This is a genomic window from Sphingomonas sp. MM-1 (assembly GCF_000347675.2).
Lineage (GTDB): Bacteria > Pseudomonadota > Alphaproteobacteria > Sphingomonadales > Sphingomonadaceae > Sphingomonas_E > Sphingomonas_E fennica.
The window spans coordinates 3,582,219-3,606,710 of record NC_020561.1; the positions used below are offsets into that span (position 1 = coordinate 3,582,219).

Genomic DNA, 24,492 nt, shown 5'->3' on the forward strand with positions numbered 1-24,492 from the left:
TCGATCAAACCCCCGAAGCATGTGGGGACGGGCCTGTCGAAAGCCTTTCAGGAGGCGGACGGCAGGCCCGGCTTTTTTGGGGAACGCGAAACGCGCGGATCAGGATCGCGTGCCGAAACCGAAATCGAGGAAGCTCGGGATCGGCCCGTTCCAGCCTTCGCCGGGGCCGTCATCCGCCGGGCGGCGTTCGTGACGCGGGGCAGCGGCAGCCGCCCTGGCCGGACGTTCCTCGCGGCGGGGCTTTTCCTCGCGCCGGGGCTGATCCTCGGCCTTGGCGCGCTTCGGTTCGGCATCGGCGCGCTTCGGTTCGGTATCGGCCCGCTTCGCTTCGGCCTCGGCGGGCTTCGCCTTGGCGCCACGGGCGCGGCGGGCGGGCTTTTCCTCGGCAGCGGCAGCGGGCGCCCTGGCGGGTTTCGCCTCGCCGATCCTCGGGATCTTCTGCTGGGCCAGCTTCTCGATATTCTCGACCGCCTCGGCATCGTCGGGCGTGACGAGGGTGAAGGCCTTGCCGGTGGCGCCGGCACGGCCGGTGCGGCCGATGCGGTGGACATAATCATCGGGGTGCCAGGGCACGTCGAAATTGAAGACGTGGCTCACGCCCTTGATGTCGAGCCCGCGCGCGGCGACGTCCGACGCGACGAGGATGTTGATCTCGCCATTCTTGAACCGGTCCAGCTCGCGCAGCCGCTCGCTCTGGTCCATGTCGCCGTGGATCTGGCTGGCGTGGAAGCCGTGGCGCTGCAGGCTGGTGGTCAGCTCGCGCACGGTCGTCTTGCGGTTGCAGAAGATGATCGCGGTGCGCACGTCGTCGGCGCTCAGCAGGTTGCGCAGCACCTCGCGCTTGGCGCGGGGCTGGCATTCGACGAGCTTCTGCTCGATCGATGCGTTGGCGGTGCCGACGCGGGCCACCTCGATCCGCTTCGGATTGTTGAGGAAGCGATCGGCCAGCTTCTTGATCGGCGCCGGCATCGTCGCGGAGAATAGCAGGGTCTGCCGCTGGGCCGGCAGCTTGGTGCAGATTTCCTCGATATCGGGGATGAACCCCATGTCGAGCATCCGGTCCGCCTCGTCGATCACCAGCAGGCTGCATCCGGTCAGCAAGATCTTGCCGCGCTGGAACAGGTCCATCAGCCGGCCGGGCGTCGCGATCAGCACGTCCACGCCCTTTTCCAGCGCCGCCACCTGATCGCCCATGTTCACGCCGCCGATCAGCAGCGCCATGGAGAGCTTGTGATACTTGCCGTACTTCTCGAAATTCTCGGCCACCTGGGCGGCCAGCTCGCGCGTCGGCTCCAGGATCAGCGATCGCGGCATCCGCGCCCGGCTGCGGCCATGGGCGAGGATGTCGATCATCGGCAGCACGAAGCTGGCCGTCTTGCCGGTGCCCGTCTGGGCGATGCCGATGAGGTCCTTCATCATCAGCACGGGCGGGATCGCCTGGGCCTGGATGGGAGTCGGCTCGTCATAGCCGGCTTCGGCCACGGCGCGCAGGAGTTCGTCAGAAAGGCCGAGATCGGCGAAAGTCATAAGCGACCTGGAAATGTGGCGGTGTGCGAGAACGACGCCGCTCCTTCCGGGGCGCTTGGGCGGAAGGGCGCGATTTGTCAAGCGGAACGGGCGATTCGGCCGCTCGAAGAGCTACTTCTTCTTGCCTTCGACCGGCGTGAGGGTGCGGAAACGGCGAATCTGGCATTCGCCGCCGGATCGGGCGTGGATGCTGTCCCGCCCCGCGCAGATGCGCCGATCCTCGGTGGGGCGGATGTAGAAGCCGTTATAATAATCGAGCGCGGGGCATTCGTCCTCGAACTCCGCCCGCACGCGGCCGCCGCCGCGCAGGATGATGTCGACGCTGTCCTCCTCCACCGCGGTGGCGCCCGCCACTTCCGACATGGGCAGGCATTTCGGGCCCTTGCCTTCCTTCCATTCGATCGGGGCGATGGCCTGGCGGCCGCGGGTAGGCACGCGGATGATCACGCTTTCCCGAATCGTAAGCTGGGCGAATCGCGCCGTCACGGCGGCGGATTCGGGTGGGGGCGCCGCACCGCTCGACAGCAGCAGCGCGGACAGCAATTCCGCCCCGATCATGAATTCGCCCGCATAATGGCTGGCATCGATTCCCCGTCGCGGTTGAACAAGAGCTTAATTGGATGTCGTTTCCGTTGGGCGAAGCCGCCGCTATAGCGTTCGACGATGGTTTCGTCTCCACCCGACCCCGCATTCCTGGAATGCCTGGCGAACCGGCTGGGGCCGCGCGGCTTCACCGCCGATCCCGCCGATATCGATCCCTGGACGATCGATTGGCGCGGCCGCGTGCGGGGAAGCGCGGTGGCGCTGCTGTCGCCCGCCGACACCACGGAAACCGCCGATATCGTGGCGATGTGCGCGGCCGCCGGCGTGCCGCTGGTGCCGCAGGGGGGCAATACGTCGATGGTGGCGGGCGCCACGCCGCCGGCCAATGGATCGGCGCTCATCCTGTCCACCCGGCGCATGCGGGCGATCCGTTCGATCTCGGCGGCCGATGGCGTGGCGGTGGTGGAGGCGGGCGTGGTGCTCGCCGATCTCCACGATGCCGCCGCCGTTCACGGCCTGCGCTTCCCCTTGTCGCTCGCGGCCAAGGGATCGGCCACGATCGGCGGCCTCGTCTCCACCAATGCCGGCGGCACGCAGGTGCTCCGCTTCGGGCCGATGCGGTCGCTGGTGCTGGGGATCGAGGCGGTCCTGCCCGATGGATCGCGCTTCGACGGGCTTTCCGCGCTCCGCAAGGATAATCGCGGCTATGATTTGCGCCAGCTTCTCACCGGGGCGGAAGGCACGCTGGGGATCGTGACGGCCGCCAGCCTCAGGCTCGTGCCCGCGATCGGCCGACGGGCCGTGGCCTGGGCCGGGCTGGATTCGCCGCAGGCCGCGCTGGCGCTGCTGCGGCGGCTGGAAGCGGCGACGGGGGAAGCGGTCGAAAGTTTCGAGCTGGTGCCCGATGACGCGCTGGACCTTGTGATCCGCCACATCCCCGGCAGCCGGGCCCCGCTTGGCGGCGCCCATCGCTGGCATGCCCTGATCGAGGCGACCGCGCCGCAGGGGGCCGCCGATCCCGCCGATGCCCTGGGCCAGGTGCTGGGCCAGGCCATGGCCGATGGCGGGGTGGGGGATGCCACGATCGCGGCCAGCGAGGCGCAGGCCGAGGCCTTGTGGCGGCTGCGCGAATCCATCTCGGATGCCGAGCGGGCGGACGGCATGGCGGCGAAGCACGACATATCCGTTCCCGTTTCGGCGATGCCTGACTTCATCCTTTCGGCGCGCGTGGCGGTGGAGGCGGCCTTCCCCGGCACCCGCGTCATCGCCTTCGGCCATCTTGGCGACGGCAACGTCCACTTCAACGTCCGCGCCCCGGCCGGCATCCCGGCCACGGGGGCGGAGGGGATGGCCTGGCTCGCGGAAACCGGCGCCGCCGTCAGCCGGATGGTCAACGACCTCACCGTCGCGGCCGGCGGATCGATCTCCGCCGAACATGGCATCGGCCAGACCAAGCTCGCCGAATATGCCCGCCTCGCCGATCCCGCCCGGCTGGCGGCGCAGCAGGCGATCAAGGCCGCGCTCGATCCCCGCTGGCTGATGAATCCGGGCAAGTTGGTGCCAAGGTAAAAGCAGCCGAAGATCCAGGCGGAACTTGCCTCCCGGCGCGAGGGGCCATAGACGAACCGGCTCACAGGTCCGGGAATCCTTCCCGGGCCGCAAAGACAGGTTCGGGAGACCTCATTACATGGCGAGCGCACCGCCGAGCGGCCTGCCGCTTTTCTACAACCAGCTCCAGCCGCTTTCGAGCAGCCTCCACGCCGATTATGTCCTGCGCCAGCGGGATAGCGTGCCGTTCCTGGCCGGCGTCCATGCGGTGCCGCTGACGGTGGAGGAATTCGGCCTCGCCCAGCGCCACTATCCGATCGTCTTCTCGTCCGGTCCCAATCCGGTTCCGCTCGCGCTGATGGGCCTGAACGAAGGCGTGAACATGTTCGTCGGCGAAGACGGCAAGCTGGCGGGCGATGCCTATATCCCCGCTTATGTCCGCCGTTACCCGTTCATGCTCGCCAAGCTGCAGCCGAACAGCGAGGAGCTTTCGCTCTGCTTCGATCCCACGTCCGACACGGTGGGCCAGGGCGGCGAGGGCGCGGCGCTGTTCGCCGACGGCCAGCCTTCGGATGCGACCAAGGGCATCCTGGGTTTCTGTGAGCAGTTCGAGCAGGCCGGCCAGCGCACCGCCGCCTTCATGCAGGAACTGGTAGATCTGAAGCTGCTGATCGACGGCGAAGTCTCGATCCAGCCGGAAGGCGCGCCGCAGCCCTTCATCTATCGCGGGTTCCAGATGATCGCGGAGGACAAGCTGCGCGAACTGCGCGGCGATCAGGCTCGCAAGCTGATCCAGTCCGGCCTGCTGGCGCTGGTCTATGCCCACCTTTTCTCGCTTTCGCTGATCCGCGATCTTTTCGCGCGCCAGCTCCAGGCCGGCAAGGTTCCGGCCCAGCAGCCGCAGCTGCAGGTCTGATCGTCATCCCATCCCGGATCGGCGGGTTCGATCCGGGCTTTTCCGCCGGGTGAGCGGGAATGAGCGGCGTCCGGTTTGCACCGGACGCCGCACTGCCGAAAAACTTGGTTGCAGATATTGAAATCGGGGGTGGCGAGGCATATCTTCCCATCAGTGCGCGGGCGTGTCCCCCTTTCGCGACCGCGCATGAGCGCGTCTTTTGACGCGCTTCCTCCCTGAACCTTGGCCACCTCGTGCCGCAATGCACGAGGTGGTTTTTTATGTGCCGCAGGTCATTCGGCGGCGCGGGCGAGGGGGGCGGAAAGCTCCTCCACCATCGCGGCCACCATTTCGGCGATCAGCGCGCGCATGCGGGGGAGGCCCTCGCCGGGGCCGCGCAGGTCGGGCGCGAGATAGGTGGAACGGTCCACCTCGATCTGGATGGCATGGATGCCGCGGGCGGGATGGGCCTGGCGGTCCAGCGTATGGCCGCCGGCATAGGGGCTGTTGCGCGCGCAAGGAAAACCATGCTCCTCCGCGATGCGGGTCAGGCGATCCATCAGGAAAGGCGGCGCGGTGCGGCCGTGGCGGTCGCCCAGCACGATCCGCGGGGGCTGGCCGCCGCCATGGGCCGGAAGCTGCGGCATGGAATGGCAATCGATCAGCAGCGCCACGCCAAAGCGGCGACGGGCTTCCTCCAGCGTGGAGGCAATGGCCGCGTGCCAGGGGCGATGATCCCTGAGGATGCGGGCCTCCAGCTCCTCCGCGTCCAGCCGCCGCGCCCATATCTCGCTCACGCCCGCCATCCGCCGGGGCACCAGGCCCAGCCCGCCCCTGACCTTGGTGCTCAGGATCACGTCATGCGCACGGGGCCGGGGATCGATCATGGTGGGGTCGATTTCCCGCTCGTCGCGGTTGAGGTCGATCCAGCAGCGCGGGCGGCGCGCGACGAAGGCGGTTGCGCCTGCGGCGACGGCCTCGTCGACGAGCAGGTCGGCATATCTGTCCTCCAGCGCCTCGAGCCTCGCCCGCGGCACGCGCGACATTTCCAGCAGCTCCGGCGGATAATCCCGCCCCGCATGAGGAACCGAAATCAGCACCGGGCAGGCCGGGGCAGTGGAGCCGAGACGGATGAAGCCTTCGGCTGTCTCAACGGATGAAATCGGCGGGCGCATGATGTGCAAACCTAAGCGGGCCGCCACCTGCGCGCAATCCGGGGCGTCGGTCCGGCCGTTGCGGACTGGAAAATTTTAACTGGCCGGCGCATAAGCAGCCACAGGCGCGGGCGGCGGGTCTGCCGCCTTGGGGACCGTGATGATTCGAATCCTGCTGGCCGAAGACGACGATTCGATGCGCGAATATCTTGCGCGCGCGCTCGATCGCTCCGGCTACAAGGTAACTGCGGTCGATCGCGGCACGGCGGCGCTGCCGCTGCTGGAAAGCCAGACGTTCGATCTGCTGCTCACCGATATCGTGATGCCGGAAATGGACGGGATCGAGCTTGCCCAGCGCGCGGCGGTGATCGCGCCCGCGATGCGGGTGATGTTCATCACCGGCTTCGCGGCGGTGGCGCTCAAGGGCGGGGCCGCGCCGCCCACCGCGAAGGTCCTGTCCAAGCCGTTCCACCTGCGCGACCTCGTGATGGAGGTCGATCGCATGTTCGAAGTGGGCAGCGCGACGGAAATCTGAGGATAAGGCGCAAAATTTTCGCAAACCGGCTTGCGCAGCTCCCGGCCCTTCGCTAGGGGGAGCGCCTCACGGCGGGCGTGTAGCTCAGTGGTAGAGCACTGTGTTGACATCGCAGGGGTCGCAAGTTCAATCCTTGCCACGCCCACCATGAAAAGCCCCGGCAGTCCAACGACTTGCCGGGGTTTTTTATGCGCGGATTTTATCGCGGCTTTCGCTGCTTTCGGTGAAGCGCTCCCGGAACGCGAAATTGGATCTTCGATGATCCTCTCGGATCTCCGCGTAGGCAGCGCTCCTAGCTATCAGTGGATCCGACGTGCGCTGCGTATTTCAGCCCGGCGTTGCTACCTGCTGAAGGAAGGCGAGGTTCCATAATCCATCGCCTCCAGATCGGCGATCAGGCTCGGCCCGTCCGGCTGCCAGTCGAGGCGCCGGCGTGTCCATTCGCTTGACGAAGGCATGTCGTAGCTCATGAACGATCCCATCCAGCCGAAATGCTCCGTCGCCTTTTCGGGGGCGAGGGAGATGACGGGCAAGCCCAGCCCGTTCCCGATCGCTTCGGCGATCGCCCGCGCCGGGACGCCCGCCTCCGCGGAGGCATGGTAGCGAATGCCGGCCTCATGCTTTTCGAGCGCCAGCCGGTACAGCCGGGCGACATCGGTGACGTGCGCGGCGGGCCAGCGGTTGTCGCCATCGCCGATATAGGCTGAGACGCCCCTGGTGCGCGCTATGGCGATCAGCGGGGAGATCAGCCCCTGTTTCAGGGTGTCGTGCACCTGCGGCAGGCGCACCACCGCGACCGATGCGCCCTTGGCCAGCGCATCCGCGCCGGCTTTTTCCGATGCGATGCGCGGGTTGGGATTGTTCCAGTCGACAGTGTCTTCGGTGGCGGGCTTGCCGGGACCGTTGCTGCCCATGCCGGTGCCGGAGGTGATGATGAAGGGCTTGCCGGTCCCCGCAAGCACCGTGCCCAGGGCCTCGATCAGCCGGGCGTCCTTGGCGCAATTCTCGACGAAGCGGGAGAAATCGTGATCGAAGGCCGTGTGAATCACGGCATCGGCCTGCTCTGCGCCGGCCATCAGGCTGCGCGGATCGTCGATCGTGCCGCGATAGGGCTGAGCGCCCGCCTGTTCCAGCCGGCGGGCGCCATCGTCGGAGCGGGTGAGGCCCAGCACTTCGTGGCCCGCGCCGATCAGTTCGGGCAGGATATGCGATCCGATGAAGCCCGTGGCGCCGGTCAGTAAAACACGCATGGAATATCTCCGAATTGTCCGGGGACTGATCTCGGGCTAGATATCAACCTGTTAAAGTAGTGACCTTATCATGGTATAACGACCAACAGGATCGCATGGTGCCCGCCCAATCCGCCAACCAGCTCGGAACCTTTCTTCGCAACCGGCGCACCCGGCTCGATCCCGCGGCCTTCGGCTATACGGGCGGCCGCCGCCGGACGCCGGGGCTGCGCCGCGAGGAGCTTGCCCAGCGCGCGAATATCAGCCCAACCTGGTATACCTGGCTGGAGCAGGGGCGGGGCGGGGCTCCGTCCGCCGACGTGCTCGACCGCATCGCCAGGGCGATGATGCTGACCGAGCCCGAGCGCGAGCATATCTACATGCTCGGGCTCGGGCGGCCGCCGGAAGTGCTCTACAAGCCGGTCGAAGGCGTTTCGCCTCGCCTGCAGCGTCTGCTCGACACGCTCGGGAGCCCCGCGATCATCAAGACGGCGATCTGGGATGTGGTCGGCTGGAACAGGGCGGCCGCCACGCTGTTCACCGATTATGCGAAGATCCCCCGGGAGGAGCGCAACATCCTGCGGCTGATGTTCGGCACGGCGCGGGCGCGCACGGCTCAGGACGATTGGCAAGGCGTCGCGCGCTGGGTGGTCGGTGCGTTCCGCGCCGATGTCGCCCGTGCCGGCGTGGGCGATGAAGCGAACCGGCTTGTCGAGGAGCTTGTGCGCATCAGCCCCGAATTCGATGCGTTCTGGCGGGACAATGATGTCGTCGCCCATGGCGAGGGGTTCAAGCGCATCCACCATCCCCAAGCCGGCCTTATCGAGCTGGAATTCTCGTCGTTCTCGGTCGACGGCAGGCCGGAACTGGGCATGGTCGTCTATAATCCCGCATCGCCGGCCGACGCCGAGGCCATCCGGGCGCTGGTCGCCTCGGCGGAGACCGCCACCTGCGCAACGCCGCGCGCGGAGCCGCAGCAGCAGGCATAGGGCCGCAATCGGGATAGCCCATGACACCGCGATAGATTGGGCGGTGGTGTTGATCTGCGGGGCGGGCGATCAACTGGTCGTTGGCGCGCCCGGATAGCGGTGCGCGAGGGCGGAAATCGCGCTGACGCAGGTTAATTCACGGCGCCGGGCGGGGTCTTTTCAAGGGCTGGAAGGTTCATCGAGGGGAATATGCCGGATTTCGGCGCTTCCCTTATCTCGGAGAGACTGCATGGCTACCGCCCAGACCGCGAAACCCGCGCCCAAGACCAGACCGGCTTCGAAGGTCGCCCGCAAGAATGTGCGTGCCGAAGGCAAGCCCGTCGATGCGATCAGGCTGCTCAAGAACGACCACAAGGAAGTGAAGGGCTATTTCAAGGACTATGAGACGCTGGAGGACGATGCCGCGAAGCAGGCGCTCGCGGAGAAGATTTGCCTGGCGCTGACGGTCCACGCGCAGATCGAGGAAGAAATCTATTATCCCGCCGCGCGCGAGGCGATCGACGACGACGATCTGCTCGACGAGGCCGAGGTCGAGCATGCCAGCGCCAAGCAGCTCATCGCGGAGATCCAGGCGATGAAGGCGGGCGACCGGCTGTTCGACGCCAAGGTGACGGTGCTGGGCGAATATATCGAGCATCATGTCGAGGAGGAGGAGAGCGAGATGTTCCCCGAGAGCCGCGACAGCGATCTCGACCTCAAGGCGCTGGGCGTCCAGCTTGCCGAGCGCAAGGCCGAACTCATGGCGCAGGCCCGGTAATAGACGGGACCTCCCCGGCGCCCCACCCGCCAGAAGCGGTCGACCCGTCGATCGCTTCCGCGGAGGGTATCTGCGATTGCCTCGTTATCGGCGGCGGCCCGGCGGGGCTGACTGCCGCGATCTATCTGGCTCGGTTCCATCTCGCCGTCATCGTGATCGACGCGGGGCAGAGCCGGGCGAGCCTCATCCCGCTGACCCGCAATCATGCCGGGTTTCCGGAAGGGATAACGGGCCACGATCTGCTGGCCCGGATGAGGTCGCAAGCCGGCCTCTTTGGCGTGGAGCTTCGCAACGGCCACATAGATGCGCTCGAGCGGCGGCAGGGAGACTTCCTCGCCCGCACGGATCAATCGACGATCCGGGCGCGGACGGTGCTGCTTGCCACCGGCGTGGTCAATCGCCGCCCGCCCATGATCGATGATTCCACGCACGCGCGTGCGGTGGCCGCCGGCCGGCTGCGCTATTGCCCGATATGCGACGGCTACGAGGTGACTGACCGAGCCGTCGCCGTACTGGGAACGGGCGAGCGCGGGTGCAACGAAGCCTTGTTCCTGCGCAGCTACACCGCCAATGTCACGCTGATCGCCCCTGAGGCGGCGCGCCAACTCTCGGCACAGCAGCGGGCTTTGCTAGGCGAAGCGGGAATCGGCATTGCCGGGCCTTGCCGCGCGATCCGGCTGGACGGAAATGAGATCCTGGTCGATCTGGAAGCCGGGCCACGGGCATTTGACAGCCTCTACCCTGCGCTGGGCTCGGATGCCCGCTCGGAGCTTGCCGGACAGGTCGGCGCCGACCTGTCCGAAGAGGGATGCCTGAAGGTCGATGCGCATCAGCGCACCAGCGTCGAGGGCCTATATGCCGCCGGCGATGTCGTGCTCGGCCTCGATCAGATCAGCCACGCCATGGGCGAGGGCGGTGTCGCCGCGACCACGATCCGCAACGATCTGGCCCGGCAGACCCCGCTTCTCCGATAGATCAGACCTCGGGCTACGCGTCGAGGTCGACCGCCAGTTCCCGTGGCCAGAAACGCAGCGCGCGGCAGGCTTCGATGAACGGGGCGGCGTCTGCGGCCTCGCCCAGCGGCAGGCAGGCTTCGTCGAGATCCTCGGCGATGCCGGCGGCGGCGAAGATCGCCTCGGCCTCGGCGCCGATCCCGATATATTTGCAGTGCGCGAACGCATCGGTGACGAAATCCCTGGCGGCGGCGTCGCGCGACAGCAGCGCGGCGCCGTCCGCCGAGACCAGGATCGCGACCGCGTCGAACAGGACGGAGGGTCCGCCGTCGATCTTGTGCTTGGCGGAGACGGTCGTGCCGTCGGACAGTGTCACACCGCCGATCTTGGGCGCGATCACCTCATAAACCGCCGCTTCCTTCTCGACCGCCTTCAGCAGCGCCGTGAAGATCGCCGCATCGGCGCCATCGCTCAGCAGTATGCCGAGCTTGCGCCCCTTGAAGCTGGCCGGCCCGTTCTTGACGATGCTGAGCTTGTCGGAAGCGGGCAGATCGGCGATCGGCTCGCGCGCCGCCGCGGCGGGATCGGGAAGCGCCAGCCCCAGGCCATCGGCAACGGTTGCCGCAAGCGTCGCATCAATGTTCAGCAGATGCGACACGACACGCGAGCGGATATCGGGCCGTTCGACTTTGGAAAGCTCGAACACCAGCGCATCGCCGATATGCTTCCGTTCGATCGGCGTCTGGCTGACGAGAAATTGCCGCGCCTGGCTGTAATGGTCCGCGAAGCTCTCCGAACGGATGCGCTGCTTGGGGCCGTCGGCGGTTTCGGCGAAGCTCGTGAAGCCGCGGGCCGGGTCCTCGCGCGGTCCGCCATCAGCCGCGCCCCAACTGTTGGGTTCATAGTTCGCACGGCCCGTGGGATTGCGCATCGCCATGTGCCCGTCCTGCTGGAAATGGGCCATCGGGCATTTGGGCGCGTTGATCGGGATATGGGTGAAGTTGGGGCCGCCCAGCCTTTTGATCTGCGTATCGAGATAGGAGAAATTGCGCCCCTGAAGCAGGGGATCGTTCGAGAAGTCGATGCCGGGCGGCACATTCTGCGTGCAGAAGGCGACCTGCTCCGTCTCGGCGAAGAAATTGTCGACCACGCGGTCGAGCACCAGCCGGCCGACAATGCGGATCGGCACCAGCTCCTCGGGGATGATCTTGGTGGCGTCGAGCACATCGAAGTCGAAGCCGTCGGCGAAATCATCGTCGAACAGCTGCACGCCCAGCTCCCATTCGGGGAAATCGCCGCCGTTGATCGCGTCCCACAGATCACGGCGATGGAAATCGGGATCGGCGCCGTTGATCTTGACCGCCTCGTTCCAGACGACCGATTGCAGGCCCTGCCTGGGCTTCCAGTGGAACTTGACGAAGGTCGACTGGCCATCGGCATCGAGCAGCCGGAATGTGTGGACGCCGAACCCCTCCATCGTCCGGAAGGAACGGGGAATCGCCCGGTCCGACATGGTCCACATGATCATGTGGAAGCTTTCCGGCGTCAGGCTGACGAAGTCCCAGAAATTGTCATGCGCGGTCTGCGCCTGCGGGAAGTTGCGGTCGGGCTCGGGCTTGGCCGAGTGGATCAGGTCGGGAAACTTGATCGCATCCTGGATGAAGAAGACAGGGATGTTGTTGCCGACGAGGTCCCAATTGCCTTCCTGCGTATAGAGCTTGACGGCGAAGCCGCGCACGTCGCGGGCGAGATCGAATGATCCCTTGGAGCCGGCGACGGTCGAGAAGCGCACGAACGCCGGCGTGCGCTCGCCGACGCGCTGGAAGATATCGGCTCGGCTGACATCGGCCAGGCTGTCGGTCAGCTCGAAGAAGCCGTGCGCGCCATAACCGCGCGCATGCACGACGCGCTCGGGAATCCGCTCATGATCGAAATGGAAGATCTTTTCGCGGAAATGGGAATCCTCGAGCAGGGTGGGGCCGCGTTTGCCCTGCTTCAGGCTGTTCTGGTCGTCCGCCACCGGAATGCCCTGCTGGGTGGTGAGCGTCGCCACGTCGCCGTCGGCGGCCTGGTGCGTCTCGCCGCCGCCGCCCTGCGGCTCGTCATAGGAAAAGGAGATCGCGGCATCGGCGGGCAGGGGCGAGGCCTTCTGCGGCGATTCGCCTCCGACATCCACCCCCGCCAGCTCTGGCGGCGTCATGCCGCCGGTGGATTTCGCGGGTGACTTGCCCGATGCCGGTGTCCTGGCCATGATGATATCCTCATCTTCGCTCGATGCCTGGACGAGGCGGCCAGCCGTGATGGTTCCGGACATGCGGCCGCGACGCCAATGGCGGGATGTGGCCTAAGAACCCAGGCAACGCCGGGCGGTTGCCGGGGCCGGGGCTAAATTAACCTGCGTCATCATGATTGCGCCCGGGCCGGCGCAACACCCGGCCACGTCGCCCGTTGGGGAGAAGCACGGCGCGACCGCCGATGCATCCTGGCCCACCCCGGAGGATGGTCTGCCGTGTTCACCGAACGTTTCCTGAGAGATAAACGTGGTGTCAGCCTCGAGGTTGATGAGCGCGAAAGGCTCGAGGCGGCCATTGTCGAGGTTCAGACGGTTGAACCCCGCAAGACGATCGCCCGCGCGGGTGAATCCCTTCACCAAAGCACGCTGCTGCTGGAAGGCATCATGTCGCGCTATATCGATGACCGGCGCGGCCTGAGGCAGCTCGTGGCGGTGCATGTTCCGGGCGATTTCGTCGATCTGCACGCCTATCCGCTCAAGATCCTCGACCATGATGTCGCGACCATGACCGCGGCGACGGTGGCGATCGTGCCGCACGTGGCGCTCGACGCCATCACGCGCGAGATGCCCCGACTAGCCCGCAAGCTCTGGTTCGCGACGCTCATCGATGCCGCCATCCACCGCGCCTGGCTGTTCCGCCTCGGCCGCCTCGATGCGATCGGGCGCGTGGCGCATTTCCTGTGCGAGACCAATGTGCGGCTCGTCTCGGCCGGCCTCAGCGATGGTCGCCGCTTCGCGTTCGGCCTCACGCAGAATGATCTCGCCGAGATATGTGGCCTCACCAACGTGCATGTGAACCGGGTGATGCGACATCTGCGCGAAGATCGGCTCTGCATTTTCCGATCCTCGCTCGTCGAAATCCTCGATCCCGAACGATTGGCCGAACGCGGGCAGTTCAATCCCGCCTATCTCTATATCGACTACGCCCCGCCCGAGCACTCGCCCTCAAATCCGCCCTCAAATCCAAGGCCATAGCTTCATGCCCGCACCGCCCGCCGTTCCGCAGCCACAGACCAAAGCCGGTATCGCCAGCGCCGAAGATGGGCTCGTCGTCCTCGACGGACCCGATGGCGTGGCGGTGACGATGACGCCGGATGCCGCGACGCGGACCGGCCAGAACCTGATCTCGGCCGCGGAAATCGCGGAGCGGCAGAGGGCGGACAAGGATAGATCGGAAGGGCAATGATGCGCGGCCATGCCTCCGCCCGGAGCCGTCTGCCGGCGGCGCATGCCCCCGACACTGGCATGCGCGCTGGCGATGCGGGAATCGTATTGATCGGTGTTGATTTCGCCCGGCCGGCCGGAACGCCGACCATCGGCGCCGGTTGTTCGGGGCATGGTGCCAGCCGCTGGCTGTCCCGATCAGGAGAATGCCGATGTCCGTCCTCGACCGCCTCATTGCCGCCGTTACGCCGCCTGAGACCGAGCAAGCCCGCCTGGAAGCGCGCACGAAGGCGACCAGCGCAGCCGCCCCGGGCGATTGGCTGGACCAGATCCTGCAGCATCACATGGACCTTGAAGATGCCTTTGCCGAGGTGAGGGCCAGCGCGGATGCCGGGGGCCGCAGCGCCGCGCTCAACCAGCTCGGGCTCCTCCTGACCGGCCATGCGATCGCGGAGGAGGCGGTGATCTATCCCGCGCTCGCCGAAGATGGCGAGAAGACCCATGCCAGCATGGGATATGACGAGCAGGCGATGGTGAAGGTCCAGATGGCGCTTCTCGAGAAGCTGGACCCCATGAGCCAGGATTTCATCGACAAGCTCGAGCATATCGAGGGCGCTGTCGCGCATCATATGTATGCCGAGGAGGGCAACTGGTTCCTCGACCTCAAGGAAAAGGCTTCGGCCGCGGATCAGGCCATGCTGACCAGGCGCTATGCCGAAGAATATGAACGATATGTCGGCGCGGATATGCCGGCCTGATCGCCATGGTCCGCACGGGGCTAAGGCCTGTCAGGTCCGGTGCGTCCCGGCGCCGTGGGGCGGCTGGCCGGATCGGATGCCCGGCCAGTCCTTTCGTTATCGGCCTGAAACAGACGCTGGCCGACGGCGAAGGGCGGATCGCGGCGCGTTTCGATATCAATGATCTCGCCGGCGAGGTGTTGATCTCGCGGGATTCGGTGTGGGTCCTCATCCGCCGCGAAGGTGCCGGCGGCCTGGCGTTGCGTGCCGCATTCCTGCCGACCGCCTTCACCTGCCAGAAGGTTGCGGCGCATGCGGGCGAGACGATGCGGCTTGAGCTCGGAAGCGCCATGGGCAACCACTCCATCGTGCTCCGGGCCGGCGGCGATGCGCTCGAGCATATCCGCATGACGGCCACCTTCACGCCGTCGATGCCCGCCCTCATTCCGTTCATGCCGCGCGATCTCTATCCGCTTGACGGGGACGATGATCCCCTTGGGGCGGAAGGCCGTGTCGAGGCGGCGCAGCGCGGCCTCAACAGCGGGATGATCTATTTCCGCATCGACGAGCCCGCCTTCGGCAACGTGCTCTATTTCCAGAACCTGACGGCGATGAACGCTTATTATCGCGCCACCAAAACCAGCCCCGACGGCGCGGTCGGCGGCCTGTGGCCGGAACTCGGCTATCTGCTACCGACGCCGGTTCAATCGGGCAAGCTGCCGTCCGACCCGCTCACTGCCGGGGTCGAGGTGACGCTGTCCGACGCGATCCTCGTCTTCCGCCATCACGCCCCGCCGCATGAGCGTGAATCCGCGCGCCAGTTCCTGCAGATGCTGGGCGAAGCCTATAAGCTTCTCGACCTCCCGCCCACGGACTATCGGGATTGGGTGGCGCGCGCCGAACGGACGCTCATCGATCTCGACAAGGCCCCGGAAGCGACGATCCGCCATTATGGCCATCGCTATGTCCACCCCTATACCGCGAGCGAATATCCGGACTCGATGGTGCAGATCTCGGTGCTGGCGGCGGTGTTCGATTGGGGGAGATGGCAGGGCGCGGCCCATCCGCTCGAAGCCGAACTGCGCGCCGGGCTCAGCCGCTTTTACGATCCGGAATTGAAGGCGCTCAGGCGCTACCTGCCCAATGTCGGCGACGACAAGGACGCCGACGCGGTCGACAGCTGGTATCTCTACCACCCGATGCTCAACCTGGGGCGGATGGCGCTGGCGGGCGATGGGTCTTCGGCCAGGCTGTTCCTCGATTGCATCGACTTCAGCATCAGGGCCGCCCGGCACTTCGACTATAAATGGCCGATCCAATATAAGATAACCGACTTTTCCGTCATCACCGCGACCGCCAACGACGATCGCGGCCAGACGGATGTCGGCGGCCTTTATGCCTATGTCATGCTGCAGGCGCACGAGCTGACCGGCGATCCGCGCTTTCTCGACGAGGCAAAGGCAGCGATCGATGCGGCCATGGGGATGCGGTTCAACCTCAACTATCAGGCGAACCTCACCGCCTGGGGCGCCGCGGCCTGCATGCGGCTCTACCGCATCACCAATGACGTGAAATATGCCGAGCAGAGCTATGTCTATCTCGCCAGTTTCTTCCACAATTGCGAGATATGGGAGAGCGAGCTCGAGCATGCGGTGCATTACCGCAATTTCCTGAGCGTCACCTGCCTCCAGGACGCGCCCTATATGGCGATCTACGAGTGTTTCGACGCCTTCACCGCCTTCGAGGTCTATCTGGATCAGAGCGGGCCGGATCTCGATCCGGCGGTGCGGATGCTGGTGGCCGAATATTGCAGATATGCGCTCGATCGCGCCTGGTATTATTATCCGGATGTCCTGCCGGTCGGGATCCTCGCGACCGGGAACCGCAACGGCCATATCGATCGCAAGCTGTCGTTCCCGCTGGAGGACCTCTATCCCGATGGTCAATGTCCCGGTCAGGTCGGCCAGGAAATATACGGCGCGGGTGCCGCGATGGTGTTTGCAACCCGCAATTTCCACGCCGTGGAAGGCGCGCCTTTCAAGCTGTTCTGCGACCATTTCATCAGGGGAATCGAGCGCATCGGCGATCGGTCGCTAAGCATCATGCTGGACGGCGGCGAAACCTGCGTCGCCACCTTGAGCTTCGTTCGGGAAAAGCGCCGCAAGCTGCCCAGGACAAAAGTTGCGGCCGCCGACGGCGATGTCCTGCGCGGGCACCCGATGGGGGCCGACCGCATCGATTATCACGTGCCGGCCAGCGGCCGTCTCATCATCAGCTGGATCGACGGGAAAGGGTAAGCATGACCGAGCTATCCGACGCACATACCCAGCAGCCGGGACTGGCGGGGCGCAAGGCCATCATCACCGGCGGCACGACGGGGATCGGCCGCGCGATCGCGGTGCTGCTCGCCTCCGAAGGCGCCAGGATATTCGTCTGCGGCCGAACGCCCGAGCATCTGGATGACGCGCTGAAGCGCATCCGCGAGGTAGGCGAGGGGGACGGCATCAATGTCGACCTCGCCAACCGGGAGGAGGCCGAGCGGTTTTTCGATGCCGCCGAGGATTATCTGGGCGGCATCGACATTGCCGTGATCAACGCGGCGGTCCCGGCCGAGGCGCTGGCCGAAACCGACGATGGGGATACCGATTACCAGATCGCCGTGGATTTCGCGTCCTACCTCACCACCACACAGGCCGCTGCGAAGCGGATGAAGGCGGGGAGCGATATCGTCCTGATCGGATCGATGTCCGCCGTGTCGCGCAAGGGAGGCAATTCCATCTACGTGGCGGCCAAATCGGGCATCCAGGGATTTGCGAAATCGCTGCGGGAGGAACTGGCCGAGCAGGACATCAAGGTCGGCCTGATAGAGCCGGGCTTCACGGGCGCAGATTTCCAATATCCCGAATTTCCTCCCGAAAAGCAGCGGGAGCTGATCCGGCAGCATAGGATGCTGCGGGCGGAGGATATCGCCGTCTCCACGCATTTCATGCTTACGCAACCCCGGCGCACGGCGATCTCGCTCATGCGCGTCGAGACCCGGCTCAACCATCCCTGACCGGATATTCCGTCGACAAGCTGGTTCTGGTCCCGGCCAGCGTCGCCCCTCGATCCTCGCCCGGTCGCCGGATGCGCTGTTCTGAAACCGTCCGCTAGGAGCACCGCTCGAACACCGCGACCATCGCGAGGATGGGCGGGACGGGCGCGCCTTTCCCGGCCTATCGCCCCAGCCTGTCCCTCGGCAGACGCAATGCCAGTTCCAGGCTGTCCGCCAGCCAGGCCCGTTCCATCGTGCCGCCCAGCCCCTTGAGGGCGGCGGCCATCAGGTCCGTGCCGAATCCGTGCCGCTCTTCGCTCGGCTTTTGTCCGCCATGCTCGCGCCACATGAGCAAGAGGTCGTCCCCATCAAGCTCGGCCTTGATGTCGAGCGTGCCCCGCGCGTTTGAAAGGCCGCCATATTTCACCGCGTTGGTGGCCAGCTCATGCAGCAGCAACCCCATGGAGGTGAGGGCGTGCCGCCCTATATCCACGGGCGGGGCTTCGATCGTGATGCGCCCACCCTCGAGATAGGGGTGGAGGACCGCGTGGAGAACGGCGTCCAGGGCGGCGCTTTCATCGGTCTCCAAGCCCGGTTCGGTAAGGATCAGGCGATGCACCGCGCCGAGCGCGGCCAGCCGGTCGCCCAGATCGTCGGCGAATGCGTCGACGGTCGAAGCGCTCCTGCGGCTGACGCTGACCAATCCTTGCACGATCGTCAGGAGATTCTTGATGCGGTGATGCATCTCGCGCAGAATCATCTGCTGCGCCTCGGCCTGGCGCCGGCGTTCGCTGATGTCGTGGGCGATCTTGGAAGCGCCGATGATGCGCCCCTGCGCGTCGCGCACCGGCGAAATGGTGACCTCGATCTCGACCGGTATCCCGCCTTTGGCGAGCCGCACGGTTTCCAGCCGGTCGATACGTTCCCCCCGGCGAAGCCGGGCGATGATATCGATTTCCTCGTGAAGCCTGTCTTCCGGAATGAGCATGGTGATCGGCTGCCCGATCGCCTCCGCGCGGGTATAGCCAAAGAGCTTTTCGGCACCGCCGTTCCAGCTTGTGATCAGCCCGTCGAGCGTCTTGCTGAGGATCGCATCGAAGCTGCTGTCGATGATCGCCCCGAGCCATGCCGTGGCGTCGGCGTCGGGCGGCTGGTTGTCCGTCCGGGCGGCGGCATCAGACGCCGTAACGAGCCTGATCGCTCTGCTGTCCGACCCCATCATGAAGCGCTCCTTGCTTGATGGTTGGCATCGAATTTTCGCACATGCTTAGCAAGGCGAGCCTGCAACTCCAACCGCCGGCCCGCAAATGGAATCGGCATCCGTGAACTGAGATCAAGCTAAGCCTTTAAGGGGAATCCGCAACGGCAGGTCGCCAGCTTTCGCTATAACATTCATCAATCTCGGGTGTTGGATCTTTTCCTGAATTGGACGAGGCTTGGATTGAAGCCTGCGCTCCCCGAGCCTAGGGGGCATTGGAGAAGCCCATCACGGCCTTTATCTCGACATACTCGTCGAAGCCGAAGGCGCCCCATTCCCGCCCGTTTCCGCTCATTTTATATCCGCCGAATGGCGTGAGGCTGTCGCCAGTGCTCCCGTTCAGCGATACGCGGCCCGCGCGCAGGCGGGCTGCGACTTCGCGAATCTGCGAAGGGTCCGCCCCCCAGATATAGGCGGCAAGGCCGTAGTCGGTATCATTGGCGATCTCGCAGGCCTGATCGAGCGTTTCATATCCCAGGATCGAGAGCACCGGGCCGAAAATCTCCTCGCGCGCGATGGTCATGTCGTTGGTGACATCTGCGAAGACGGTCGGCCTGACGAAATAGCCCTTGTCGATTCCGTCGGGCAGGCCGGGGCCGCCGGCAATGAGCGTGGCCCCTTCGTCCATTCCCTTTTTTATCAGGCGCTGGACCTTGCCCCACTGCGTGGCCGAGACGACCGGCCCCATCGAAACGTCCGTAGCCGGATCGCCAACGCTGATCGCCGCCGCCGCGTCGCGCGCGAGCCTGCTCACCTCCATCATTCGTGCCTTTGGCACGATCATCCGCGTCGGCGCGTTGCATGACTGGCCGCTATTGTTCATCACCTGCCTGATGCCGGCCGCGACGGCCGTGGGATAATCGGCGTCCTCCAGCAGGATGTTGGGTGACTTCCCGCCCAGTTCCTGTGAAACCCGTTTGACGGTAGGGGCGGCGGCGATCGCGACTTCGATACCGGCGCGTGTCGAGCCGGTGAACGAAACCATGTCCACCTGGGGATGCGAAGCGATGGCCGCGCCTGCCGCGGCTCCGCCGTTGACGAGGTTGAAGACGCCCGCGGGCACGCCGGCCGCATCCAGCACTTCGGCGAACAGATAGGCGCTGAAGGGAGCGATCTCGGACGGCTTCAATATCATCGTGCAACCGGTGGCAATGGCTGGCGCGACCTTGCAGGCAATCTGATTCAGGGGCCAATTCCAGGGCGTGATCAGGCCGCACACGCCGATCGGCTCCCTGACGATCCGAGTTGTTCCCTGCTCCTCCGCGAAGGCATAGTTCCGCAGCACGGCGACTGCCGCTTCGAGGTGGGCGAGGCCGCTTCCCGTCTGCGCGCGCAACGCCAGCGATCGCGGGGCGCCCATTTCCTCGGTGATCGCGTCCGCGATCTCGATTTCGCGCCGTTTATATTCGGCGATAATCCGCTGGAGGAGGTCGATCCGCTCCTCGCGCGTCGTCACGGCCCATGATGCGAATGCTCGCCGCGCCGCGTCCGCTGCGCGATCGACATCGGCCGCAGTTCCGGCCGATACGTGTCCGGCGACTTCCTCGGTCGCCGGATTGATGACGTCGAGCACCTGTGCCCCGCCAGCGGGATCCACCCAAGCTCCGTCGATGTAGAATTTCGTATATTCGCGCATGCCTTCTCCTGAGCGTGGCGGTATCCCACAGTCGGCCGCCGCAGATCAAACGATCCGATCCCGGGCGTTGTTCAGGCTGGCGCGATAGATGGGCAGCCCCATCAACAGGATCCCGATAATCACCGGCAACAGGATTCCGCCCGCGATGGAGATCGAATAGCGGAGCGCTGCCTCGTCGCCGAACCCGAAATCCGTGATCGCGGCGATGAAGCTGGCACCCAGCCCCAATCCCACGAGGTTCACGCACAACAGCGTCAGCGCCATCACCTGCCCCCGCAGCTGATTGGGGGTCACATCCTGGATCGCCGAGATCATGACCCCTTGCGCCGCCTGGCCGACCAGCGTGCCCACCGCCATGCAGCCGAGCGCAAGGGCCGCGTTCGGCATCAGCGGGCCGATGATCAGCGGGAGCGCCTTTATAAGGGTCGTCGCCAGCACGATGCGCATATTGGCATCGGCCCGGCCGGCTTTCATCAGGCGCCCGGAAAGCCAGCCCCCGCCAACGGTTCCGGCTGCGCCGCAGACCAGCATGACCGTTCCGTAATATAGTCCGACATCCCTGATGGACATGCCGTAGGTTCGGATCAGGAATGTCGGATACCAGAGCGAAACGCCTATCGCGAGCATGCCTATCAGCGAAATCGAGCTGATCAGCATGGCGTAGAGTTTCCAGTTCGCCTTGAGATAGTCGAAGGTTACCGTCAGGGGCATCCGATGCGTTTCATATCCCTTGGCGAGCTCCCGCCGCATCGGTTCACGGATGGTGAGCAGCAGGGCGACGATGAAGGTGCCCGGCAGGCCGACCACCACGAAAACCATCTGCCATGGCGCGAGTGCCCCGATGATCGGCAGATCGCCGCCGCCCTTGCCGACGAAATATTGCAGCAGCGCCCCGCCGATGATGAGGGCGAGCCCGCCGCCGATCGGGTAGCCGATTGCGTAGCAACTGATCGCGAGCGCGCGGCGCTTTGAATCGAAATAATCGCTGATCAGCGAATATGCCGTCGGGCTGAGCGTCGCTTCCCCCACGCCTACGCCGATACGCGCCGCGAAGAGCTGGCCGAAGTTGCGCGCCAATCCGCACGCCATCGTCATTATGGACCAGAAGGCCACGCCCCAGACGATGATCCGCGTGCGATTTCGGCTCGTATCGACAAACCGCCCGATCGGAATCGCGGCAACGCTGTATAGCAGCGCAAAGGCGAACCCCTGCAGAAGGCTGATCTGGAAATCGCTGAGGCCCAGATCCTGCTTGATGGGGATGACGAGGAGGGTGAGCACGCGCGCATCGATCGCGCTGAAGCAATAAGCCAGCGAAAGGACGCCGACGACATACCAACGGTAAGGCGTGCTCGGCTCGCCCTGCGCCAGCCGCTGCCGCTCCAACACCCTGCTCGCCACGCGCGTTTTCCTTCCTATCGCTACCAGGCCGACACGGGGTTGGCCCGGGCCAACAGCGTGGTCATCCGCTCCCGCAGTTTGTCGTCATTCTCGCTGCTTTCGGGCAACAGCCAGAAGCGGCCTGCCCGAATGCCTTCAAGCGCGAAGGCCGCGACCTCCTCGGGTTCGGTCAGCGCCATTTTCAGGCCGGTTGTCCGAACCAGATCTTCCATCGTCTCATATGCGGGCTTGTTGCCGTCATCGTCGCCATAATCGGCGGGGCGGTTGCGCTTGGAGGCCAGGATGGACGTGTTCACGACATGCGGACCCGGGAACAACACCGCCGCCCGCACGCGATCGCCCTCGCGCAGCAACTGCTGGTAAAGGACTTCGCTGATGCTCGTCACCGCCGCCTTCGACGCGGCATAGATTGGGGTGTTGGGAAGCGAACGCAGCCCGCCATTGGACGAAGAGGTGTTGATGACGACCCCTTCTTCACCCGATGCGAGCATCCGCGGCACGAAGGAGCGGATGCCGTAAACCACTCCGAAGAGGTTCACGTCGAACCCCCAATGCCAATCGCTGGTGGGCAGCGACCAGATCGTCCGCTGGGCCTCCCCCAGCCCGACACCCGCATTGTTGAAAAGCAGGTGGACCGCTTCATGGCGCGCCCATACGGCCTCGGCCAGCGCTTCAACCGAGTCCGCCTTGGTGACGTCGACCTGGAGGCCAATCACGTCGCCACCGGTTTCCGTCGCTATTTCCGCGGCGGTGGCATCGAGCCTCGCCTGGTCGATGTCGGCGAGGACGATCTTCGCGCCCTCCGCCGCCAACTGGGCGCCCAGGGCACGCCCCACGCCGCTGGCGCCGCCGGTGATGACGGCGACGCGATCCCTGAAGTCGCGCATCAGGCTGCCTTGGAGCCGATCAGGGGAACGTCTATTCCGGGATTCGATGGCACGTCGTTGCGCTGGACCCAGAAAGGCGCGATGAACTCGCTGGGCACGGTGCGGAGCAATTGCCCGCTCGTATTGGTCGCCCCTTCGACATAATCGAGGCTGACGATGCGGCGGATGGGCACATCGACCAGCGGATCATATGCGGACTCGTGAAAGCGGATCTGCCCGTCGAAGCGGCGCTTCAAGCTGTAGTTCCGTTTCCAGTTGAGCCGTGTGAGAAACACGTCACCATCGAATTCACCCGGCGTGGAGATTGATGGCAAACCCTTGTAACAATAAAAATATTCCTCGAAGGGTTCGGGCTTGCCCTGATCCTCGCCGATCGTGCCGTCGACCTCGAAATATGTGATGCCGTGTCGCGTGCAGGTGGCACGCACGTGATTTCCATCCTTTTCGAAGGTGGTTTCCGCGATCTTCTTGGGCTCGCCGAAACGTTCCCGGCCACTCGTGACCACGGACTCGCCTTCCATTGCCATATGGAACACGTAGCCGCCGGGTGTGCCTTCATAATCGCACATCAGGCCCAGCGTCAGCGCGCCGATCTCGACGGTGGTTTCCGGCGTGACGTGCATGGCCACATGGGCGAACTGGAGGAAAACCTCGGGCCGCGCTGCCGGAACGAGAGGCCGCGGCAACATGGCGCGGACGATCTCGGCATCCGTTTCATAGGTGGCCCGGACCGTCCGCACCGTGTTGTTGAGGCTCGCCGAAGCCGGAGCGCCGGACGATCCCTGTACAAAGCGTAGCTTGGCCATATGCGCTTCTCCCTTGAGCAAAATTGCCCTCATCGCGCAGGCGGTGGCCTGCACGCAGAACATCCAGATCCTGAATCGGTCGGTCAGCCGGCCGCCATCTGCTGCGGGGCGTCCTCGCCTGCGTAGAATTGTTGGAAATAATGCCGGAAACGAAGGATCGGGCCGTCACCGTCGCACAGGAGCGGTTGCGCCCGGTGGATCTTGTGATGCCAGATCGGGATATCGCCTTCGACGCCCGTCTGCCCGCACGTATATTCGATCGCCATGAGCGCCGCCCGATGCTCCGGCGAACCTTCATCCGTTTCGGGGAAGGTGAAGCAGAAGCGCAGCTCGACCTGATCGGCCTCGACGGGGGTTGCCAGAACCATCAGCGAAAGCGTGACGACGCCCTGCAGTTGCGTGAACTTCTGGCCCGCCCCGTTCTGGATGGTGTTGACGCTGGACGGAATGATCCTGGTGGTTCCATCGGGCAGCACCGCCACGCGCTCGCCATGTGCGCTGCTTCGCCGGATATGGCCGTCATAGGTGGTCTTGCCTTCGGGGACCGCTTCCATCCTGTGCACATATTCGAAGTGCGCGAAGTCGACGCCGTTCTCGGCAATTTCCTGAGGGTTGCTCGCGAAGCTCCAGAAACGGCGGACAGGGGGACTCCAGCCGGTATCGGTAAAGGGGGCATGTTCGATCACGTCGAATGTCGGCGCGATGCGATCGGGATGATACCAGGCCCACACCACCCCGTTCTTTTCCACTACCGGATAAGGCCGTGCGATCGGCTCGCGCCTGGTGATGGGCGGCATCAGCCTGGCATAGGGAATGTCGGCGCAGAAGCCGTCCGGGCGATAGGCCCAATGATGAAAGGGGCAGCGAAGGCAGTCTCCCTCCACCGTGCCCCCATGGCCCATATGGGCGCCGAGATGCGGGCAATAGGCGTCAAGCAGGCCGACCGCACCGGATTCGCCCCGGAAAAGAACGAGGTCGCGGCCGAAATAATGGATCGGGCGGACCGCGCCGATCGCGAGCTCATCGCTATAGCTGACAAAGAACCAGCCAAATGGGATCGTCATCGGAAACCGTTGGAGCATCGATCCTCTCCTATCGCCGGCCGCCTTGTGGCGGTCCGGTTGCTGCTCTTTGGCGCTTTTCAAG

Annotated in this window: 22 protein-coding genes and 1 tRNA gene; 12 read left to right on the forward strand and 11 right to left on the reverse strand. The window is 65.2% G+C overall.

What is annotated here, in order from left to right; translation table 11 throughout:
• Positions 1–99: 99 nt before the first annotated feature.
• Positions 100–1,527, reverse strand: a complete 1,428-nt coding sequence (locus G432_RS17015) for a DEAD/DEAH box helicase (protein WP_015460060.1) — start codon at positions 1,525–1,527, stop codon at positions 100–102.
• Positions 1,528–1,638: 111 nt separating this feature from the next.
• Positions 1,639–2,085, reverse strand: coding sequence for a hypothetical protein (locus G432_RS17020; protein ID WP_015460061.1), 447 nt, complete (start codon positions 2,083–2,085; stop codon positions 1,639–1,641).
• A gap of 105 nt (positions 2,086–2,190) precedes the next feature.
• Between G432_RS17020 and G432_RS17025 the strand changes: the two genes are divergently transcribed.
• Both G432_RS17025 and G432_RS17030 read left to right on the forward strand, forming a co-directional pair.
• Positions 2,191–3,639 carry an FAD-binding oxidoreductase gene (locus tag G432_RS17025; RefSeq protein WP_015460062.1) on the forward strand — a complete coding sequence of 483 codons (1,449 nt, stop codon included), beginning with the start codon at positions 2,191–2,193 and terminating at the stop codon, positions 3,637–3,639.
• A 118-nt stretch (positions 3,640–3,757) separates the two neighbouring features.
• Complete coding sequence (locus tag G432_RS17030) at positions 3,758–4,534, forward strand: SapC family protein (protein ID WP_015460063.1); 777 nt, start codon at positions 3,758–3,760, stop codon at positions 4,532–4,534.
• A 272-nt stretch (positions 4,535–4,806) separates the two neighbouring features.
• Here the strand turns inward: G432_RS17030 and G432_RS17035 are convergent, their stop codons facing one another.
• The gene (locus G432_RS17035) at positions 4,807–5,688 is read right to left on the reverse strand and encodes an N-formylglutamate amidohydrolase (RefSeq protein ID WP_015460064.1); all 882 of its coding nucleotides are present in this window, start codon (positions 5,686–5,688) and stop codon (positions 4,807–4,809) included.
• A 139-nt stretch (positions 5,689–5,827) separates the two neighbouring features.
• Here G432_RS17035 and cpdR point away from each other — a divergent pair, with 139 nt between their 5' ends.
• The gene (gene cpdR, locus G432_RS17040) at positions 5,828–6,202 is read left to right on the forward strand and encodes a cell cycle two-component system response regulator CpdR (RefSeq protein WP_015460065.1); all 375 of its coding nucleotides are present in this window, start codon (positions 5,828–5,830) and stop codon (positions 6,200–6,202) included.
• Between the two features lie 73 nt (positions 6,203–6,275).
• Positions 6,276–6,350 (forward strand) — tRNA-Val (locus tag G432_RS17045).
• A gap of 193 nt (positions 6,351–6,543) precedes the next feature.
• Here G432_RS17045 and G432_RS17050 read toward each other — a convergent pair.
• A complete protein-coding gene (locus tag G432_RS17050; RefSeq protein WP_015460066.1) occupies positions 6,544–7,452 on the reverse strand; it encodes an SDR family oxidoreductase in 909 nt (302 codons plus the stop codon).
• Positions 7,453–7,547: 95 nt separating this feature from the next.
• Here G432_RS17050 and G432_RS17055 point away from each other — a divergent pair, with 95 nt between their 5' ends.
• The 3 genes from G432_RS17055 to G432_RS17065 all read left to right on the forward strand — a co-directional run bounded on the left by G432_RS17055 (position 7,548) and on the right by G432_RS17065 (position 10,151).
• The gene (locus G432_RS17055; RefSeq protein ID WP_015460067.1) at positions 7,548–8,420 is read left to right on the forward strand and encodes a helix-turn-helix transcriptional regulator; all 873 of its coding nucleotides are present in this window, start codon (positions 7,548–7,550) and stop codon (positions 8,418–8,420) included.
• A gap of 229 nt (positions 8,421–8,649) precedes the next feature.
• Positions 8,650–9,177 (forward strand): hemerythrin domain-containing protein, encoded by a 528-nt coding sequence (locus tag G432_RS17060; RefSeq protein ID WP_015460068.1) that lies wholly within the window; start codon positions 8,650–8,652, stop codon positions 9,175–9,177.
• A 68-nt stretch (positions 9,178–9,245) separates the two neighbouring features.
• On the forward strand, positions 9,246–10,151 hold the full coding sequence (locus G432_RS17065) for an NAD(P)/FAD-dependent oxidoreductase (RefSeq protein ID WP_084673700.1): 906 nt from the start codon (positions 9,246–9,248) through the stop codon (positions 10,149–10,151).
• A gap of 13 nt (positions 10,152–10,164) precedes the next feature.
• Here G432_RS17065 and G432_RS17070 read toward each other — a convergent pair whose 3' ends face one another.
• Entirely contained in the window at positions 10,165–12,330 is a 2,166-nt protein-coding gene (locus G432_RS17070; RefSeq protein ID WP_051128855.1) for a catalase, read from the reverse strand.
• Positions 12,331–12,639: 309 nt separating this feature from the next.
• Here G432_RS17070 and G432_RS17075 point away from each other — a divergent pair, with 309 nt between their 5' ends.
• The 5 genes from G432_RS17075 to G432_RS17095 all read left to right on the forward strand — a co-directional run bounded on the left by G432_RS17075 (position 12,640) and on the right by G432_RS17095 (position 17,379).
• Positions 12,640–13,398 carry a Crp/Fnr family transcriptional regulator gene (locus G432_RS17075; RefSeq protein WP_015460071.1) on the forward strand — a complete coding sequence of 253 codons (759 nt, stop codon included), beginning with the start codon at positions 12,640–12,642 and terminating at the stop codon, positions 13,396–13,398.
• A gap of 4 nt (positions 13,399–13,402) precedes the next feature.
• Entirely contained in the window at positions 13,403–13,609 is a 207-nt protein-coding gene (locus tag G432_RS17080) for a hypothetical protein (RefSeq protein WP_015460072.1), read from the forward strand.
• Positions 13,610–13,799: 190 nt separating this feature from the next.
• Positions 13,800–14,345 carry a hemerythrin domain-containing protein gene (locus G432_RS17085; RefSeq protein WP_015460073.1) on the forward strand — a complete coding sequence of 182 codons (546 nt, stop codon included), beginning with the start codon at positions 13,800–13,802 and terminating at the stop codon, positions 14,343–14,345.
• 197 nt (positions 14,346–14,542) lie between these two features.
• Complete coding sequence (locus tag G432_RS17090; protein WP_236626806.1) at positions 14,543–16,621, forward strand: hypothetical protein; 2,079 nt, start codon at positions 14,543–14,545, stop codon at positions 16,619–16,621.
• Positions 16,622–16,623: 2 nt separating this feature from the next.
• Positions 16,624–17,379: an SDR family oxidoreductase gene (locus G432_RS17095; protein ID WP_015460075.1), complete on the forward strand. Its 756-nt coding sequence runs from the start codon at positions 16,624–16,626 to the stop codon at positions 17,377–17,379.
• Between the two features lie 160 nt (positions 17,380–17,539).
• On the opposite strand, the gene G432_RS17100 is transcribed toward G432_RS17095, so the two are convergent.
• The 6 genes from G432_RS17100 to G432_RS17125 form a co-directional block, all read right to left on the reverse strand.
• The gene (locus G432_RS17100; protein ID WP_015460076.1) at positions 17,540–18,580 is read right to left on the reverse strand and encodes a PAS domain S-box protein; all 1,041 of its coding nucleotides are present in this window, start codon (positions 18,578–18,580) and stop codon (positions 17,540–17,542) included.
• A gap of 241 nt (positions 18,581–18,821) precedes the next feature.
• Positions 18,822–20,252 (reverse strand): aldehyde dehydrogenase family protein, encoded by a 1,431-nt coding sequence (locus G432_RS17105; protein ID WP_015460077.1) that lies wholly within the window; start codon positions 20,250–20,252, stop codon positions 18,822–18,824.
• Between the two features lie 45 nt (positions 20,253–20,297).
• Positions 20,298–21,653 (reverse strand): MFS transporter, encoded by a 1,356-nt coding sequence (locus tag G432_RS17110; RefSeq protein WP_015460078.1) that lies wholly within the window; start codon positions 21,651–21,653, stop codon positions 20,298–20,300.
• Between the two features lie 20 nt (positions 21,654–21,673).
• Positions 21,674–22,540, reverse strand: coding sequence for an SDR family NAD(P)-dependent oxidoreductase (locus tag G432_RS17115; protein WP_015460079.1), 867 nt, complete (start codon positions 22,538–22,540; stop codon positions 21,674–21,676).
• Positions 22,540–23,409 carry an acetoacetate decarboxylase family protein gene (locus G432_RS17120; RefSeq protein ID WP_015460080.1) on the reverse strand — a complete coding sequence of 290 codons (870 nt, stop codon included), beginning with the start codon at positions 23,407–23,409 and terminating at the stop codon, positions 22,540–22,542. The genes G432_RS17115 and G432_RS17120 overlap by 1 nt, the downstream gene beginning before the upstream one ends.
• 20 nt (positions 23,410–23,429) lie before the next feature.
• Positions 23,430–24,428, reverse strand: coding sequence for a Rieske 2Fe-2S domain-containing protein (locus G432_RS17125; RefSeq protein WP_015460081.1), 999 nt, complete (start codon positions 24,426–24,428; stop codon positions 23,430–23,432).
• Between the last annotated feature and the right edge of the window lie 64 nt (positions 24,429–24,492).